Origin of the sequence: Nostoc sp. C052 (assembly GCF_013393905.1) — a bacterium.
Taxonomy (GTDB): domain Bacteria; phylum Cyanobacteriota; class Cyanobacteriia; order Cyanobacteriales; family Nostocaceae; genus Nostoc.
Genome location: NZ_CP040272.1, coordinates 3,769,725 through 3,788,302 on the forward strand (window position 1 = coordinate 3,769,725; position 18,578 = coordinate 3,788,302).

At 41.5% G+C, this 18,578-nt stretch carries 15 protein-coding genes; 6 read left to right on the forward strand and 9 right to left on the reverse strand.

Annotation, left to right across the window (positions count from 1 at the left end):
* The first annotated feature begins 220 nt into the window (after positions 1-220).
* Positions 221-952 carry a hypothetical protein gene (locus FD723_RS15390; protein ID WP_179066087.1) on the forward strand — a complete coding sequence of 244 codons (732 nt, stop codon included), beginning with the start codon at positions 221-223 and terminating at the stop codon, positions 950-952.
* A 33-nt stretch (positions 953-985) separates the two neighbouring features.
* Here the strand turns inward: FD723_RS15390 and FD723_RS15395 are convergent, their stop codons facing one another.
* Positions 986-2,116 carry a quinone-dependent dihydroorotate dehydrogenase gene (locus tag FD723_RS15395; protein ID WP_179066088.1) on the reverse strand — a complete coding sequence of 377 codons (1,131 nt, stop codon included), beginning with the start codon at positions 2,114-2,116 and terminating at the stop codon, positions 986-988.
* 97 nt (positions 2,117-2,213) lie between these two features.
* Between FD723_RS15395 and FD723_RS15400 the strand changes: the two genes are divergently transcribed.
* Positions 2,214-2,639, forward strand: a complete 426-nt coding sequence (locus tag FD723_RS15400) for a GNAT family N-acetyltransferase (RefSeq protein WP_179066089.1) — start codon at positions 2,214-2,216, stop codon at positions 2,637-2,639.
* A gap of 200 nt (positions 2,640-2,839) precedes the next feature.
* Positions 2,840-5,761 (forward strand): GAF domain-containing protein, encoded by a 2,922-nt coding sequence (locus FD723_RS15405; protein ID WP_179066090.1) that lies wholly within the window; start codon positions 2,840-2,842, stop codon positions 5,759-5,761.
* Positions 5,762-6,290: 529 nt separating this feature from the next.
* On the opposite strand, the gene FD723_RS15410 is transcribed toward FD723_RS15405, so the two are convergent.
* Positions 6,291-8,156, reverse strand: coding sequence for an ABC transporter ATP-binding protein (locus FD723_RS15410; protein ID WP_179066091.1), 1,866 nt, complete (start codon positions 8,154-8,156; stop codon positions 6,291-6,293).
* 395 nt (positions 8,157-8,551) lie between these two features.
* Positions 8,552-9,595, reverse strand: a complete 1,044-nt coding sequence (locus tag FD723_RS15415; protein WP_179066092.1) for a hypothetical protein — start codon at positions 9,593-9,595, stop codon at positions 8,552-8,554.
* A 29-nt stretch (positions 9,596-9,624) separates the two neighbouring features.
* Between FD723_RS15415 and FD723_RS15420 the strand changes: the two genes are divergently transcribed.
* Positions 9,625-10,310 (forward strand): IS1 family transposase gene (locus FD723_RS15420; protein ID WP_179063702.1). Its coding sequence is split into 2 segments (ribosomal slippage): positions 9,625-9,964 and positions 9,964-10,310, totalling 687 coding nucleotides; the frame shifts between segments, so codons are not numbered across the junction.
* A gap of 14 nt (positions 10,311-10,324) precedes the next feature.
* On the opposite strand, the gene FD723_RS15425 is transcribed toward FD723_RS15420, so the two are convergent.
* From FD723_RS15425 to FD723_RS15435, 3 genes are all read right to left on the reverse strand, one after another.
* On the reverse strand, positions 10,325-10,705 hold the full coding sequence (locus FD723_RS15425) for a hypothetical protein (protein ID WP_179066093.1): 381 nt from the start codon (positions 10,703-10,705) through the stop codon (positions 10,325-10,327).
* Positions 10,706-11,238: 533 nt separating this feature from the next.
* Positions 11,239-11,787, reverse strand: coding sequence for a single-stranded DNA-binding protein (locus FD723_RS15430; RefSeq protein WP_179066094.1), 549 nt, complete (start codon positions 11,785-11,787; stop codon positions 11,239-11,241).
* A gap of 395 nt (positions 11,788-12,182) precedes the next feature.
* The gene (locus tag FD723_RS15435) at positions 12,183-13,439 is read right to left on the reverse strand and encodes an FAD-dependent oxidoreductase (protein WP_179066095.1); all 1,257 of its coding nucleotides are present in this window, start codon (positions 13,437-13,439) and stop codon (positions 12,183-12,185) included.
* A 161-nt stretch (positions 13,440-13,600) separates the two neighbouring features.
* Between FD723_RS15435 and FD723_RS15440 the strand changes: the two genes are divergently transcribed.
* Positions 13,601-14,902 carry an ABC transporter ATP-binding protein gene (locus tag FD723_RS15440; RefSeq protein ID WP_179066096.1) on the forward strand — a complete coding sequence of 434 codons (1,302 nt, stop codon included), beginning with the start codon at positions 13,601-13,603 and terminating at the stop codon, positions 14,900-14,902.
* Positions 14,903-15,225: 323 nt separating this feature from the next.
* On the opposite strand, the gene FD723_RS15445 is transcribed toward FD723_RS15440, so the two are convergent.
* Together FD723_RS15445 and fldA are read right to left on the reverse strand one after the other, a co-directional pair.
* The gene (locus FD723_RS15445) at positions 15,226-15,984 is read right to left on the reverse strand and encodes an alpha/beta fold hydrolase (RefSeq protein WP_179066097.1); all 759 of its coding nucleotides are present in this window, start codon (positions 15,982-15,984) and stop codon (positions 15,226-15,228) included.
* A gap of 68 nt (positions 15,985-16,052) precedes the next feature.
* Positions 16,053-16,565 carry a flavodoxin FldA gene (gene fldA, locus FD723_RS15450; RefSeq protein WP_179066098.1) on the reverse strand — a complete coding sequence of 171 codons (513 nt, stop codon included), beginning with the start codon at positions 16,563-16,565 and terminating at the stop codon, positions 16,053-16,055.
* A gap of 593 nt (positions 16,566-17,158) precedes the next feature.
* On the opposite strand from fldA, the gene FD723_RS15455 reads away from it, so the two are divergent.
* Positions 17,159-17,374, forward strand: a complete 216-nt coding sequence (locus FD723_RS15455; RefSeq protein WP_179066099.1) for a hypothetical protein — start codon at positions 17,159-17,161, stop codon at positions 17,372-17,374.
* Between the two features lie 107 nt (positions 17,375-17,481).
* Here the strand turns inward: FD723_RS15455 and csaB are convergent, their stop codons facing one another.
* On the reverse strand, positions 17,482-18,519 hold the full coding sequence (gene csaB / locus FD723_RS15460) for a polysaccharide pyruvyl transferase CsaB (RefSeq protein ID WP_179069162.1): 1,038 nt from the start codon (positions 18,517-18,519) through the stop codon (positions 17,482-17,484).
* Positions 18,520-18,578: the final 59 nt, after the last annotated feature.

Sequence of the window (18,578 nt, forward strand, 5' to 3'; positions counted from 1 at the left end):
TCTAATTTTCTCTGAGAAAAAACTTCCGTGCGTAGTTTACCGCCGTAGGCATCGCAGACCAATACTGAGATAAGCAGAAAGGTAATAAGCCTATAACACATACTGAATAAAGGTTTTGCCGACAAATTTGCCGCAACTTTGCCAAAAGATACAAAAAAGTGTCTCAATTTTTGCCAATATAATAATATTATTTCCCAAAATTCACTTGGCAAAAATCGGCATGAGTGAGAAACCCATAGAAGATAACGGCAAGGCTTTTCTCGTTCTACTTTTGCCCATCTCGTTTTTGATTATTTTCCTAGTTGCCACTTGGAGAATTTTACTAGCGCTAATTGTGCTGGCAATTGCCTTCAAGCTTTGGCAGGAATATCAATGGCAACAGTGGACTGTACGAGTTAACCCAATTTTTCATCAATTAGTTCGCGAAAATCAAGGCAGACTTACGCCAATGGACTTGGCAATCAAGGGCAATTTTCCCGGAACAACGGCAAAGCGCTACTTGGATGGTAAAGCCTCGGAATTTGGTGCCAGTATAGTTAACTCAGAAGAGTCGGGGCAATCTTATTACTTTATAACTGCCAGTATTCTCGGCAATATTCTTGACAGTAGTGAGCCTGTTAAAGAACTTCCGGCTCAAACGGTTACTAAAACTGCGCGATCGCTCTTAGCACCACCACCCCCACAGGAGGAAGAACCAGAAACCGAATCACTTCCACAGCAAACACATCAAGAAGCTCAACGATCGCTAGAAAAACAGTTAATTTTTGGCTCTCTCATCCAATCTGAACTTGCTAAACGGCTAAATGTCTATTCCAGCACAGTTTATAAACGGCGAAACGATCCAGAATTTCCTGAGTGGAGTCGTAGTAAAGACCCTGATGGCATTGCCTGGTCATACTCGGAAAAAACTAAAGAATTTTTCCCACTGGAAGAAGAACAAGGCAAAAGTTAAAAGGTAAAAGGAAAAAGAAAGAACTTTAAAGCTTTACTTTTTACTTTTTACTTGTAAACCCACAGCTTCGTTGATGGAATTTAATCCGCTTTGTTCTAGTTTGGAAAGTAAACCAGCTAAAATACGGCGTACCATCAGTGGGCCTTCGTAAATCCAGCCTGTATAAACCTGGATCAAGCTAGCACCAGCAGTAATTTTTTCCCAAGCATCCTCTGAGGAAAAAATACCACCAACCCCAATTATTGGGATTTGGCCTTGAGTTTGCTGCCAAATAAAACGAATTACCTCAGTGGAGCGATCGCGCAATGGTTCACCACTAATTCCGCCTGCTTCATCCTGGGGTGATTTGCCAGTTTGGTCAATCACCTGAGTTTTCAGTCCATCACGGCTGATGGTGGTATTGGTGGCGATAATTCCCGCCAGTTGGTAGGTTTCAGCAAGAATTATAATGTCAGCGATCGCTTCCCATGATAAATCTGGTGCTATCTTGACAAAAATTGGTTTTTGTGTATTATTCTCTTGTTGTAATAAATTCAAGATGGCACTGAGCATAGAAGCATCTTGGAGCGATCGTAACCCCGGTGTATTGGGGGAAGAAACATTAACAACAAAATAGTCTCCCAAATCCTTGAGTAAACGAAAACTGTCGAGATAATCCTGTGCGGCTGCTTCTAAGGGAGTTACCTTCGATTTACCCAAATTTATCCCTATGGGTATTAAGTGCTTTGACTCCTGTTTTTCCTGTGCTAATCGTGATGCCATAACTGCTGCACCATTGTTATTAAAGCCCATCCGATTGAGAGCAGCTTTATCCAACGGCAAGCGAAACAAACGGGGACGCGGATTTCCTGGCTGTGCGTGAAAAGTTACAGTTCCTAATTCTGCAAAGCCAAAACCCAGGTTAGGCCAAATGCCAGCAGCAACTCCATCCTTGTCAAAGCCAGCTGCTAACCCTACGGGATTTGGGAAGTTTAGCCCAAACAAATTTTGTTCTAGGCGCGAATCGTACAGGCATAAAGACTTCTTTAAGCGTTGGTTTACCCAACTAGAAGGCGTTTGCGATAGCCAATAAAAACTGCGAATCGTCTGCTGATGTAACCACTCCGGGTCTGTTTTTACCACATTGAACAAAAGCGGACTAATTGCAAATTTATAAATATCCATTAGCTTTTATAAAGAATAACTCAAAAATCAGAAGTCAGAATTCACTCTGAAATTATGTACGAGTAGGCTCAAAACCTTACCCAGAAGCAAAATCAGGATGATTACAATTCAAGTAGAACAGGAAGTAACTCAGCAGGATCGGATGACTGTCATCCAAATGATTCGCCAGTTCAATCAAAATTTTTTTTCTTTGTCAGAGTGGCAACCTATAGCAGTTTTTGCACGAGATGAATCAGGCTTAATTGTTGGTGGAATTCTGGGTGAAATAGGTTGTGATTGGCTTTATATCAGAGTTTTAGTTGTTCAAGAAGACTTACGTGGCAAAGGAATTGGAAGCAACATCCTGAAAATTGCTGAAAAAGAAGGTCAAAAGCAAAACTGTGTAGGGGTTCATCTTGAGACATTAGACTTTCAAGCTAAGGAATTTTATGAATCTCAAGGCTACACTGTATTTGCTTTTCAAGAAAATTACCCACTGGGTCATAAAAGATACTTCATGCAAAAGTTGTTTAATCTGAATTAAACATTCAGGAGGTAACGATTTTAAGTTGTATAGTTCAAATCGCTAGAAAGACGCAAAGATGCGGAATGCAATTTGAATGACGATTAGCTTAATGTCCTATTAACCTGTCTAGGTTCAATATTAAACACTTGTGGCAATATTACTCAGGGTGCTTTTTTGGGCATCTTATATATTACAAGTTATGTTAACCAATAAATCAGATGGGGCAGCCACAAAAACCTATAGCCGCCGAACAGCAAATCCTCTCTTTGGGGCGCGTCCTCCAGAGCCTCAGAGAAGAAGATGATGTTGACGTTCTGATTGAAACTACTATTTCTTATCTCAAAGAACAGTTTGACTACAGACTGATTTGGATTGCTCTTTACGATCGCCTGAATCACATATTATTTGGCCAAGGGGGCATCACACCCGATCGCGACCAGAGCTTTTTACGGCAAAGGGTTGTTCTCAGTCCTGGGGATTTATTAGAGCAAGTAGTAATTGAACAGCATCCTTTGGGCGTAGCTGATTTACAAACAGAAATCCGCGCCACCGAATGGCATAAAGTTGCCGAAAAATTCCACATCCAGGGAACGGTCATTTTACCAATTCGCTATAAAGACCGTTGCTTAGGCTTGGTGTTATTGGGTTCAGAACGTTGGGGCTACCTACTCACAGGAGAAACAAAAGCACGTTTGATGATGGTTTTAGGTGAACTGGGGGCAGTGCTTTATCAACATGAGATGCATAAGCAGCAAAAGCAAACCAGGCGAAGCGACGAGCCATTATTAGAACTGCTAGACAATTTACGCAACCTCAGTAATCTCAATCAAAGACTTGAAGCAGCAGTACAAGCAACTCATAAATTTGTCTCCCCCAGCCGGACAAATGTTTATTGGTTTGAGCGGGAAGGGCGCTACTTTTGGTGTCGGATGAGTAATCAGCTGGTCAAAATCGATCGCAATTCTAGCACTCAGCAATCAGCAGGAATGACTGTACAGGAGTTGAGCGACTTTTATTATGCTTTGGCGGTGAACCAAATTGTCTCTATTGGTGATGCCCGTAGTTCTTTAAAGAGCCATTTTACGGCAAAATTGCTGCAACGATTGAAGGTGCGATCGCTTTTGGCAGCTCCAATTATTTGGCAAAAGAATTTAGTCGGTTTTCTAGCGGTGGAAAGCAATGAACCTCGCATCTGGACGGACACAGACAGAAATTTTGTCCAGGGTGTTGCTGGTTTAATTTCCCTTGTTGCACCTACCGAAAACATGGAAGGCACGATCAAACAGATTCAAGAAGATGCCCAACTGACTAGCCAAGTTGCCCAAGGTATTTATAGCGACAATGACCTCCAGGAAACTTTACAAAGTTGTGCTAAAAGAGTTTTAGCTCGACTAGCTGCCACCCGCTTTTTGCTGTTGCAGTATGACTCTGAGCAAAATAATTATCAATTTATTTATCAAAGCCAGCCCCATAATCGCCGACCGTTGACATTTACCCTCAATACCCTCAAAGAATTAGATGGGCAACTTTTGCAACGTTCAACTCAAGCGGTAGAAATTGAAAACTTAGATGAAGATTTACGCTTTTTTAACTGGCGACCCTCGTTGTTAGAGAATGGTGTGCGATCGCTACTTATTTGTAAATGCACTCACGGTCAGATACCAGCACCACTTTTGGTCATTACTCACGAAACCCATCGTTCTTGGACAACTCTGGAAAAGGAATTGCTGTGGGCCGTCAGTCAACAGATAGGGGTAATTGTTCGTCAGTGGCAATTACATAACCGCACCACCCAACAGCAAAAAACTTCCCAGGCATTTGAGCAATGCTTACGCATCCTGACACAATCTCAGAACAGCATTGAGGTCGAAAAAAAACATTTAGAACGTACAGCACTCGAACAAATAGCATCAATTTTGGGTTGTCCCCTAGCGATAATGCTGTCTTGGGCACCTGGTCAAAGTTGGGCAGAAATTATCCCCGGAGTGGTTGACAATAGCCAATTTGGGATTTTTTCTGAGGCATCTATTCTTATCCAGGCAGAAGCCTTAATTCAGTGGGCACTTGCTACAGAGAATTACCTGACTTTGAAGGCGGATAATTTACCCCCGGAAACCCGGAAATGGTTGAATATTCCAGACAAAAGTCAAATTTTGGTAATGGCATTACGTACAACTGCTCATTATGAAATCACCGGTGTAGTCTTGTTAGTAGACTATCAAGAGCGCCGCTGGTCAGAACAAAATCTGAGTGCAACAGCAACTCTGATTTCTCAATTAGCTTGGTGGCGACGTGAAAAGCAAATTACCCGACTTTTAGAATCTACAACAGAAGAATTACGACAACTTAATTGGTACAAACATCGTCGCCTAGAAGAAATTCAAAGAATAACGGCCCATTCCCTGAAACAAATACATGATTTGGGCATTCCTGCTAATGAACTAAGTCAGATGCGCTACCAGCTATTGCTGCGGCAGTTAGACCATACAGCCACCTCCATGAGTGGAATGCTAAAACTTGAGAACTGGCAGCTACATATAAGTTGGGAAACTATGTCCATAGCCAGTTTACTAAAGCGATCGCTCGAACGCATCGACAATTTACTTAAACAACAAAAGCTATGGATTGGCGTACATGGCTTGGGACAATCGATTGACGAGCAAGAATCATCCAAAAATTCTTCATCAGTCAGGGGAGTTCCTACCTCCAGCGCTCAATCTGCAATGGCGATCGCTGGTGATATTGTCAAAATTGAATTAGTTATCCATGAATTATTGGTTACTGCCTGTAACCGTTCTCAAATCGGCGGCAGAATTGATATTTGGTGTCGCCGTTTAGATGCGTCAAAACCTTCTGATACAAAGCATTCTTCTACAACTGGAGGGGCTGATCGTCAGACATCCCTAGAACTGTCGATCACATATAACGGTGCGATCGAAGCACAGCTACTCACAGAACTACATGACAATACACCAAAAGATATACTTGCTCCCTCCAACCTCGATCAACCACCAGCTTTGCATCTACTAATCTGCCAAAACCTCATACAAGAGTTGGGAGGAGAGTTAAATTTCTATCAATTACCAGATAATCGGGTAGTCAGTCGCTTGTTGTTGCCGTTAGCTATTCATGATTCTTAGTGTTACTAAGTTAAGATACAGCCCTTACCCTGAATGGTTCCCAGCCTGGAGGGTGGGAACGACGGCTACACAAGCTTTTGAGCTTTTCTTAGTGCAATTCGGCTGGGATTGCTTCTCTTCTCTACGATAGACTGCGCCCTAAGCGAAGCTATGCCGTAGGCTTTACGAGACGCACTCACGTTCGCTTTGATCGCAATGACTCTAATTAATTCTGTACGCTTACTTAAAAGCGTAGCTTGCTTCCCTATAAGGGTACGAATACTTGCAATACTTGTCGGGTTTTGGGAAAAAGGGGAAGGTGGGGCCCCCTTTGGGGATAAGGGGCGGGGGAAAGGGGAAAGAAAAAACCTTTAACCTTTAACCTTTACCCTTTAACTTTTAACCAAAACCCAATTCCGAGTTAAAAATGCAAAACCTACGCAGTATTGCGAATACTTGCTATCGCGGACTCGCTCTAAGCATTGGCGCAGCCTCTTTAACCCACGGAGGTGGGTTTTGTCTGTGTAGACGCGGTTTCTAACCGCCTTTTCTATAAAGCCCTCAGATGACGACTTCGCACGCGTTCATCACTACCAGTAGGAATTGCAGCAATTAGTTTTTGCGTGTATTCTTCTTTGGGTTCTTGGTAAATGCTTTCGGCTGTGCCTTCTTCAACAATTTGACCGCGATTCATCACTAAAATGCGATCGCTCATAAATTTCACTACACTTAAATCGTGAGAAATAAAAATATAAGTAAGCTGAAAGTCTGACTGTAATTCTTTAAGAAGATTTAATACCTGCGCTTGTACTGAAACATCCAGCGCTGAAACTGATTCATCGCAGATGATAAACTTAGGATTCAATGCCAAAGAACGGGCTATGCAAATCCGTTGGCGTTGACCGCCAGAAAACTGATGCGGATAGCGGTTAATCGCATCTGCACTCAACCCCACCCGTTCTAAAAGTTCAACTACTCGCTGGCGTCGTTGTTGCTTTGTCTTCCCAACGGCGTGAATTAATAATGGTTCCATCACCGCGTCCCCAACCCTCATCCGGGGATCGAGTGAACTAAAAGGATTTTGGAAGACTATTTGCATTTCCCGCCGCAGTTTTTGCAACGGTTCTCCTTTGAGGCTGGTAATATCTTGTTTTTCAAAGATAATCTGCCCACTCATCGGCTCAATTAATCGCAGCAAGGTTCTACCAAGGGTGGTTTTACCACAACCAGATTCTCCCACCAAACCTAGTGTTTCCCCTGGTTTGACATCAAAGGAAACGCCATTAACTGCCATATTGTAGCGTTTTGTTCCACCAAACACCCCGCGCACTGGAAAACCAACTTTTAGGTTGCGGATTTGCAGAAGGGGTTCCTTCTGATTAAAGTTTGCTAATCTTGCAGAAATCTCTTCGGTGGTAACTTCTATGGGTTGTACGGGTTCTTTCGCCTGAATTACTACTTGTCCCGTTGGTGTCTCTTCTGCACTCATATAATCAGAAACAGTGAGTAATTTTTGTGGACGACGGTTTAGTGTGGGGCGACAAGCGATCAAACCTTTAGTATATGGATGCTGGGGACTGCTGAAAATTTGCCGAGAAGTACCAGATTCGACAACTTTGCCTTTATACATCACCGCTACTTCGTCAGCAATTTCTGAAATTAGTCCCAAGTCGTGGGTGATGAAAATCATTGCCATGTCACGGCTTTGCTGTAATTCTCGCAACAAGTCCAAAATTGTGGCTTGCACCGTCACATCCAAGGCTGTGGTTGGTTCATCAGCAATTAAGATTAATGGGTTACAAGAAATTGCCATTGCAATCATCACCCGTTGCAACTGACCCCCAGAAAGTTCATGGGGGTAGCGTTCTAGCATGGCTTCTTTGTGTTCTTTAACCAACTGTGACAACTTTGATGGTTCTAGTTTCGATGAAGTTTCGGTATACTGCTGTTGGATCTCCTCATCGCTAGGTAAAAGTTTTACCTCTTGTAGACCTGCGATCGCAATTTGTCTTGCTTGGGCTGCTGACACATTTTGATGTCGCACAATCGCTTCTGTTAGCTGAAACCCAATGTTATAAACCGGATTAAGCGAACTCATCGGTTCTTGAAAAATCATGGCGATGTCGCCACCTCGGTGTAACTGCATTTGTTCAGGAGGCAATTTTACCAAATCGATTGCTTTGCCATTTTCCTGCGGACGAAACCAGATTTCACCGCCAGTAACTATACCGGGAGTTTGCAGCAAGCCCATCACAGCTAGGGCTGTCACCGATTTACCACTACCCGATTCTCCTACTATTCCTAGAGTTTCACCTCGATGTAGGCTAAAGGAAATACCATCCAAAGCTCTGTTAATGTTGCCATCACCGGGAAATTCAACTTGTAAATTGCGAACCTCTAGGACAGTTTCTCTCATAGGAGTTGGGTAGAAATATTAACTTAAAATTATTTGGATTTTAACAATAGTTTTGATCTATATGTCGGTAAATTTGGTTTTTTTGGCAGTTTTTCACATACTTCCACAATATACACGCATTTGCGATGTAGAACTGCTTGCGATCTCTGCAAATTGCGCTCGGCTCATGGTATCGTAGCAAAAATGTTGCAACGATACTATGCCCTCCTCGTTTGTATCAATTTTTCTTTGAATCGGGTCGTACATTGGTGGATGGCGACCAATTTCTTTATCATCTGGACGAATATTGATACTTGATTGCCACTGAAGCCTTTGATTTAATTAACTCGTCATTAGGATATATACCATTTGTGTATCAAATCAGGTCAGCTTAAAAATTTGGTTTTAGTAGACTTTTAATCAAAAAAATATTTGTCTCTAAGTTCGTGATGTTTGTCTAAAAAATTTTCTATCTCTAATTTAGACCATTCATCTATCTCAATACCATAGTTACGTTTAATGTTATCCAATTTATCATAAAGACCACTATCAATTACGCCACTAGTCATTACACAAAATCCGCGTGCTCCATATTGAGCTATAGTATCCATAATATTATTAATTTTGCTCCCAGTAAGTGAACTACCATCTCTAATCAACTTACATTGTACAATCCATTTTCTTGAATCAGTTCCAAGACGCTCTGGCGTGTGAAATTCTATATCTCTACCGCCATCACGCGAGCGGGATTTGCCCATTTTTCTGATTTCTTTACCAGGCTTATAATGCTTACAAATTATATGGTAACAAAGTTCTTCAAACTGCTCATCATTAAGCTTGTGCCAAGGACAGGATATTTCAGTTGGTTTTCCAACTAAGCCTTTAAATATATTTAAATATTTTTCTACATTCTCATACTTAACTTTTTCTAAAGAATCTCTAAAAAAAAGATATTGATATGATTTATCTGATACTATCAAGATGTTTCCTTCTTTAGCTAAAGATATTTCTTTTATCTCTTGATTAAAATCTTGAATATCATAATATTTATCTTTACGCTTCTGAAGCAAAATATCTCTAGCACAAGTTTGTGTTTGAAATAGTTTTTCTTGAGGAAAAAATACAACACTAGTCTTATTAAAAACAAGGGGCTTGTAATTTAGTATTGATAAATAGTTGGCTTCTTCAAATGGAGGTAATTCATCCTCAAAGCCACCGTATTTCTGTAGCAATTCTGTAATATCACTCTCTAGCGGAACTATCCAAGAGTATTGAGACACATAGAATTCATAGCCAATCTCAAGGCTTGCAAATGATTTCCAAAACTGATGACGGCGTTCTGGATATTTTCTATGTAATTCTTCAACCTGTTCGTCGTCTAAATCATACTCTCCAGCCACGTAATTTGCTAGAAAAGAATCAGCTAGCTCCGGAAAGTAAATTTTAGTTCGGCGTTGCATAATAGAGAGATGAATTGAGGTCATCTACTGTGCAATGTCCATACTGCGGCTCTACAGAAATCAGAAAGAATGGGAAACGTAAAGGTAAACAAAATCACATTTGTACTCATTGCAATCGCCAATTTATTGATGTATACGATCAGCCAAAAGGATATTCAGAAGAACTAAAACAAGAATGCTTAAAAATGTACCTTAACGGTATGGGTTTTCGTGGTATTGAACGAGTTAAAGGCGTACACCATACTACGATCATCTATTGGGTCAAACAACTAGGAGAGAAGCTGCCAGATGTACCAAAAGAAGATATGATTCCAGAAGTTGCAGAACTGGATGAATTAGAGACATTCATCGGCTCAAAAAAAACAAAATTTGGTTGTGGACAGCAGTAAATCACTTTACTCAAGGTATTTTAGCTTGGGTTTTAGGAGACCATAGTTCTGAAACTTTTAAGCCACTTTGGGAAATTGTTGAACAGTGGAAAAGCTATTTTTATGTGACCGATGGCTGGAAGGTTTACCCAAGTTTTATCCCCGATGGAGACCAAATTGTGAGTAAAACATATATGACACGGGTGGAAAATGAAAATACTCGGTTACGTCATTATCTTGCACGCCTTCACCGCAAAACTTTATGCTATTCCAAATCAGAACAAATGCTGAGATACTCGATTAAATTATTACTTCATTATTTGAAGTATAAAATTGTACCAACATAAATTAATTCATCCCTTCATTCAGCAATGCCTTTAGTTCTTTCTTCTAGATTAAAATCAGAATAAAAATCAGTATATTCATCTTCGGTTAATTGAGAGTACCAAGCCAGTTTTTCCGCTAATCCTGTAACATCTCTAGCTTGTAATAAAAACTGAATTGAACTATTGCCTATATCTGAGGATATTTCTTCACAGTATTCTGCTATGCTTTCTCCTAAAATTAATCCTACATAGTAGTTATCAGCTATATCTAAATGGGAATTACAATTCCCCCATGATGAACATGGAACTTCCAAAATAATTATTTTGCTAGCATTTATCAGAATTTCGTGCCAGTTATCAAAGGTATAACCATCAATCTCGTGCGTACTTATTTTTGTGTAATTTTCATTTTTCATAATATCTTTAAGATTAAAGGATTTTAAGGTAATTTTGTCTAAGCTTTTCTGAAAGATGTTTAGCGCCCATTTCTTCAAAAGGAATCTATTCTCCTTCGGGGGTGCGAGTTACACTCCTTCAATTATTGTATAGGCTACTACTAATATCTTAGAGGTTGTTTGAAAAGTCGAAGAGATGGTAAAAAAACTCTCTCATTATAAGCTGTGAATAGATAAGCTAACGCGCATCTAAATTTGATACTCATGGGGTTTCGGCGATTGGTCAAAGACTATGAATTATTGCCTGAAACCTTGGAGACGTTTATTTACCTTGCCATGATCCGGATCATAGTCAGGCGATTAGCATAAAATTTGACCCCTCAAAACTTTTCAAACACCCTCTTAGACCGAGCTATTAAGAACAGCGATGTCTCACCACAAGATGTAAAGCATCAACGCAAATAAAAAATAGCACATCCTCAAGGATGGCTATTTGTAGAAATTGTCTAATGTAATGTTAATTAGCAAATTGAATAAACACTCAGCTACCAACTTTAGAACGGAATATCATCTGGATCTGGTTCTTGCTCTTTCACTGCTGGATAAGTAGTTCGCTCATAATTTGTGGGTTGGGGTACGGGTTCGTAACTTGGCGCTGGGGTAGGTGCTGGACGTGCTGCTGACTCGTAAGTGGGAACCTCTTTCTGTGGAGGACGAGATGCTGAAGGTGTTTGTCGTGGAGCAGTTTCAGTGAATGATGGAGTTACGGTTGCTGAGGGTAATGGATCGGTATCAAAACTACCTCCAACAGATTGAATTTGCTGCACCGTCAATTCAGCGCGTTTTTCTTTAAAACCTTCTTGACGCTCAACAGTATTCATAGTTAAACGTCCTACCAAGATGACGCGATCGCCTTGGTGGTAGTTTTGCTGAATTTCTGTCGCTAAATTCCCCCAGCCGACAACTTTTAGAGTGGCTGGCGGATCTTCTGGTTTCTGGGAATTGGGAAACTGCACCAGCATTTCCGTGACTCCCAGATTATCCGCTGTATAGCGGAGTTGCGGCTCGTTAATAATTTCCGCCATTAAAACGCAACTGTTCATTAAAATTACTCCTAACTGCAAAAAGTGCTGATTCAAAAAGTGGGGGTTTTTCTATGTAGTGCCAACTAATATCTAAATATGTTTAATTGTTTGCATTCTTTAATAATATTTGAACAAATTTTATAACAGAATTCAGGACTCAGAATTCAGTATTCAGGAGAACACTTGATGAATGAATATACCAATCATAACTAAACTCTTTATCAATTCTGACTTCTGACTCCTGGGTGCTGAATTCTTTTTAGTCATTTCTAGCATAAAAGCCAAGCGATCGCTTTGAACAGCATTGAGTATACTGTTCGCCACCCTCGCTTGACTAAATTGAGCATTCAATTCTGCATGAGTAGTATAATTGTACCATCCATTTAGGAAATGGAAAAAATTATTGGCAAAAATTAAGTCTTGACATGAACCGGAAAAACACCCAAGGCGATCAACCTGGCGGGAAGGTCGCGCAAGATGGGTAAGCGCAAAAACGCAGGTGGTACAAAGGTACGATTGGAGTTGAGAACTGGGGCAAATACCCGCTTTTGGATAAAAGTTTTAAACGCCTGAATGATGCGTGTAGGTAACTCGCGTTGACGCTGTACTTTTGCTAAGTCGCTAAGTTGTACTTGTTGGTTCTTGAGCGGTTTGCTGAGTGCATTCGCTGCAACGACAGCATCTTGAATGGCGTAGTTAATCCCAACTCCACCAACGGGGGACATTATATGAGCGGCATCACCGATGAGTAGCAACCCTGGACGATACCAGCGTTTGACGCGGCTGGACTCCACTGAGAGAAAAGCTATTTGTGACCAATCATGTAAATTTTGAATGCGTTGCTGAAATTCTGGCACTACTTCGACAACAGATTTTTTTAATTCCTCTAAACCCGCAGCGCGTAGTTGTTGATAGCCTCCCTTAGGAATGACATAGGCAACTTGCCATTCATCACCACGGTCAAGCATAGCGATGATATTACCTTGACCAAAGCGCCCCATTCCCCCCTCTGGGTCTTCTGGCTGACGCGGTAGGCGAAACCAGAGGATATCCATTGGCGGCGAGGTTTCAATGGACTCAAACTCACCCAGGTGGCGTAAACGTGAGTGGCGACCATCTGCACCCACTGTCAGTATTGCCCGAATTTCATGCCAACCACCACCACCCCGATAGCGGACACCTTGAATCACACCATTTTCGGCAATTAATTCCTGTACATTCGCACCCATTACCAGATGGAAACTAGGATATTTTTGTGCTTCTTGGGTGATAAACTCCAGGAATTTTACCTGGGGAAGCATTGTAATGTATGGGTAGTGGGTTTTTAAATGACTAAAATCTGCGAATGTGACAGTATCTTGAGCAGTTTGAATACTAATTTGGCGCATTTTGGTATGGGGAAGTTGTAACAAGCGATCGCTAAGTCCCAATTCCTCCATAATTTCCATCACCGATGGATGAATCGTATCGCCGCGAAAGTCGCGATCGAAGTCTTTGTGTGCTTCCAGCAACATCACAGAAATGCCTTGACGCGCTAACAACAGTGCTAATACTGCTCCTGCTGGACCCCCACCCACAATGCAACAATCTGTGGTTTGTACGTCTACAATGTCATGGATAGGGTTAACGCTTGGATCTTGGAAAAGATTTTTAGGTACATCGGTAGTCATAACAACACCTCCTGACAGCCCTAAAATTTAGGGTAGTTTGCTTTTGATGGTGCAAGATGTTTTTTTAACTTTTCGTATTTACTCTAAACGTGTATTATGATTGGCGCTAAACTGTCATTGGTCATTTGTCCAATGCCCCATGCCCAATCCCCAAATTAGTTGTGTCCCAAGTCATTTTAGAAAACGTTTATAAAAGTTTTTCCTCGCGTAAAGGGGAAAGTGTTAATTCACAAACCCAATCTCCTCTCACAACTGATGCAGCGCAAGAGCAGTTGGGAAGTGTCAACGTCTTGCGACGGATTAACCTAACGATCGCAGATGGCGAGTTTATGGTGTTGGTGGGCCCTTCTGGTTGTGGTAAAAGCACCCTGCTGCGATTAATTGCTGGGTTAGAAGTGATGACTGGCGGTAATATCTGGGTAGGCGATCGCTTGATCAATGACCTACCACCAAAGGAACGCGACATCGCAATGGTATTTCAAAATTACGCCCTCTATCCGCACATGACGGTGTATGATAACATCGCCTTTGGGTTACGCCGTAGGGGAAGCAGGGGAGCAGAGGAGCAGGGGAGCGGAGGAGAAAATACTCCCTATCTTCAGGCGTGGGCGGAAAATCTTTTTGTGGGGGCGACCAAAAAGTTACCTAAAGGATTGCGCTACATTTCTGACAAAGAACGGGCGGTTGATGAGCAGGTGCGTAGTGTTGCTCAACTCCTGCAAATCGAAACATTGCTGAAACGCTTACCCAAACAGCTATCTGGGGGACAAAGACAACGGGTTGCATTGGGAAGAGCGATCGCCCGTGACCCCCAAGTATTCTTAATGGATGAGCCGCTTTCTAACTTAGATGCCAAACTACGGGCGGAAACCCGCGCCCAAATTGTCAAATTGCAGCGCCAATTGGGGACAACGACAATTTACGTTACCCACGATCAAACAGAAGCGATGACAATGGGCGATCGCATTGCAATTATGTCTGAGGGTAAAATTCAACAAGTTGCTTCTCCTTTAGAACTTTACAACCGCCCTGCCAATCTTTTTGTAGCAGAATTCATTGGTTCACCACCGATGAATTTTATTCCTGTAGAATTTCATGCCCCGCAGTTGATTACTCATTCCCAGTTGCGTTTCACCCTGCCAGAAGTTTGGGGAAAAGCTTTACAAAAATATGATGGGAAAACTCTAATTTTAGGCATTCGCCCAGAACACTTTAACTTGAGTATGCCTGCCACCAAAAATCTACCAGTGCAAGTAGATTTGGTAGAGAATCTCGGCAATGATTCCTTTCTCGCTGTTAAGATTGCCGAACCAGGATCTCAACCTGCTACTACAGCCAAATCCCTACAAGTGCGAATCCCACCAGACCGATTTGTACAACCTGGTGAGCAACTTTGGTTATCTCTAACTCCAGATAAAATTCACTTTTTTGACCCAGAAACAGAGTTAGCGATATTTCCTTAAGAAATCAATTGCCTAGTTGATATTTTCAGAAGTAGCAAAGTACTTATTCGTAGCCTGTCGTAATTGTCAAGTGCGATCGCCTGATGTTGTAGCGATCCGTTAAAAGTCAAGCCATTGCTTTGTTTGTGGAGATTTATAAAAGTGATGCCTATGGCGGGCTACGCCTACGTACCTGTGTAATTGATTGCGGTGCGACTAAGTTTAAAGTACCTCAACACTTAGACTCTGCACAAAATTTTAAATTACGCAGTCTGGGGTTAATAGTAACTATCACCGCTCGAACGCAAGCAAATATTAGTTTTTAAGAGTTAGTTATTCTGCTTTTATGAATAACTTGTAGAAGTGCTAAAAGATAGTGGAGATGCTACCAGTAAATGTGGATGGTGATGGTGCCAAAAACTCAAAATCTGCTCGCCAACTTGTTGAGGATAAAAGTAGTGAAAAAAATGATATCCTTGTGAGCATTCCCACAGTTTATCTTCTGGTTTTAACCAATTAGACCAGTCATGTAATGCAGGTGGATTGACTACCGGATCGCTCTTGCTACCACATACCATCATTGGCATAGAAACTCCAGCCTTGGGTAAATAAACCAACTTAAATAAAGAGTGTGATGATGGAGATTGTTCTAAATCTTTATCTAGGGCGGCGACTAACTTCTTAGTAGTATGAGGTGGTTGATTTCCAAAAAGACTGCGGACACTGCTTGCCAAAACTAACTCACGGCTGATGTTAAAAAGTTGTCGTTGAAAGTAATAGTGAGCTTGCCAATTGTTTGCAGGTTGAGCCGCTACAGCCAGCAGAGTTAGCGATCGCACTTTTTGCGGAAATCGTCGCGCAAAGGTTAAGGCGATCGCACCACCCATAGCATGACCTGCTAAATGCACGGGGCGATCGCGCCATTTTAAAAATTCATATAGCAACTCCACAGCTTGATCTATGGAACTAGCTTCATCTTTAGTTTGCTGGTATTCCCACTGGGCGACACTTGTATACTTAGATAAATATTCAAGCAATGGTTTATCAAAACGCTGCAAAACAGGACTAGCACTTAACCATAAAACATCAAATGGATCGGACATATTATACCTATAAATTCTAAATTATCAATTTCAATAAAGGCGCACAGCTAGCTGTGCGCCCCAAATCTCTACAAACCAAATTCTGTTTTTAACTGAGCAACCCAAGTTTTAATTCGCTCATCTGTTAAATCAGATTGACTACCTTGATCAAGTGCCAATCCGACAAACTTGCCATTTCTTAAGGCTCTAGAATTCTCAAAGTCATATCCCTCAGTTGGCCAGTAACCAACAGTTTTACCACCTCGTTGGGAAATTTTTTCTTCTAGAATTCCTATTGCATCCTGGAAGTTATCGCTATAGCCATATTGGTCTCCATCACCAAAATAGGCAACTAGCTTTCCACTAAAATCTATTTCATCTAGATCGGAGAAAAAGCCATCCCAATCGCTCTGAAGCTGACCAATATCCCAAGTAGGAGAGCCAATAATCAGCAAGTCATACTCATTAAAAGTGCTAGTATCTGCCTCGTAAATGGGATGTAAGGTTACAATATCATCACCAAATTCATCCCGAATTTTTTCAGCATCAGATTCAGTGTTACCAGTTTGAGTACCGTAAAACAAACCAATTTTTTTCGACATATTGTTTGTCACCTGATAAATAAATAGTTGTGTGAGCGAAAGGACTTATGCAAGAATAGCCACTTGTCCTGTACGTAAATCTCACATAAGTTGATGCAACTTAGGTTGCTTAATCCAGCCTTCCCTGTTTACCAAAACATCGACTCCAGTGTTTGAACATAGCGTTGTCTCCATCAGAAAGTTTGCAAATAGCTGAAACACACGAGCATCTTAATGAATATCTATCTCAATAAGGCTGAAGGTATACTACCAGATTTATTGAGATTATTTTTCATTTAAGATGAATTAACTTTTATTAAGTCTTTCCGAAAACAAGCCGAAAGCTAGACTAGGCAACAAGAATTCTCGCACCTTAGCTTAGAAGCTTTGGGCCGAATCTCATAGAAGTAGTGGAACACCCTAACAAAAGAATTTCTCGTATACTGGAGTTTATGCTAAAAGCGATGCAAGGCTTGACTTTGGAGGACTTATGTGGTATTTGGTTTGGAATATATAAAGTACAATAACTCGATAAAGTTATCGTACTTTATATATTAAGAGTGAATAACGCACTCTGCAAGAGGATAATTTAAATCAAACGGAGATTGCCCCTTATGGCAAAAGGGTGGTCTGAATGGTACGACCTCTACAACAGCGATCGCTCTTTTGGTTACTGTAATTACTTCAGCCAATATAGCCACCCTGGGGGCTGCTGCAACCTTAGCGATATTACATCTGTTGGCTCGATAAATCATCACAAAGACGCGATAAATCGCCGTCTCTACAATCAATCAGTCTTTGTCTTGACGGCGATTCATCGCGTCTCTTGACTTAACCGAACAGTATTGAGAGATGCCCACCCAACAGTTGCGATCGCAGTATACTGAGAGAGCTTTTTTACAACCTGTTAGACTTTTTAAACAGCTGCTTAGGAGTGTCAAAGAAAAGCTTGGCTCAATAACTCACGGTGCATTAATGCCCTATCTACTAAAGATTTTATTTGATCTGGTGATAATGGCTCGCCATTAGCATAATGCTCCATCCAAGTTAGACTAATAAAATTAGGGTCATCTGGTAAACTCGCTAAATCCCAACCAGGCATTTCCAAATCTTCCATAAGACGATTTATCTTGGGGTCATAACTAAGAGCAAAGCAACGGCAACCTTCAGCAGCAGCCATAATTAAGCTGTGCAGACGCATTCCAATTGCCATCTCGACACCGCGAAAAACACCTTTCAAAAGTTGCGGATCTTCTAAACATAAAATCTGGCTGACATCTTGAAGGTGTGGTTGAATGGCTTCGGCAATACTTAAATCTTCGCTTTTTTGAAATGGCAGTAATAAAATAAAAGCCTGCGTGGCTTTTTGAAAGTCAACCAAAGCGCGAGTTAAGTTTGCTAGACGTGTTTCTGTAAGTTGGGGATGCGATCGCAACGTTACCGCAACTCTCGGCGCAGGTAAATCCCAAAGTCCTGGTACTGGTTGCGATTCCAATGCCCAAACTGGGTCAGGAGCTATAATACAGGGAATTTGCCAATCAGATAATAAAGCCGCACTGGCGCGATCGCGGACACTAATTTTGGTACAATTACTAAAGTTCTGTCGTGCTAGCCAACGAGTTTGCGGACGCACTAACGGCCCGATACCCTGTGCCCAAGCAACAGTTTTCAAACCCATTTTTTGCGCCAATACCATCAGTCCCCCATAATAAAATGGGCTGATAGTACTAGTAACATCTTGAATGAGACTCCCGCCGCCCCAAATCAAGGCATCACAAGAGCGTAAAGCTTGCAATACAGGTAAAGGAGCCATGCGATCGTAGGTTTCTACATTGTAGCGATCGCGCGTTTCTTCTGGATTGCCCGAAAGCACCACAGGCGTTACATGAGATGGTAACATTTGCAAAAGCGTTGCTAATAAAGCTTCGTCACCACCATTACCTTTACCGTAATACCCAGACAATAATACCCGCATCTTGACCATTTTAGATTTTAGATTAATAGCTTTTTTTATACAGAATGTCGTTTACACAA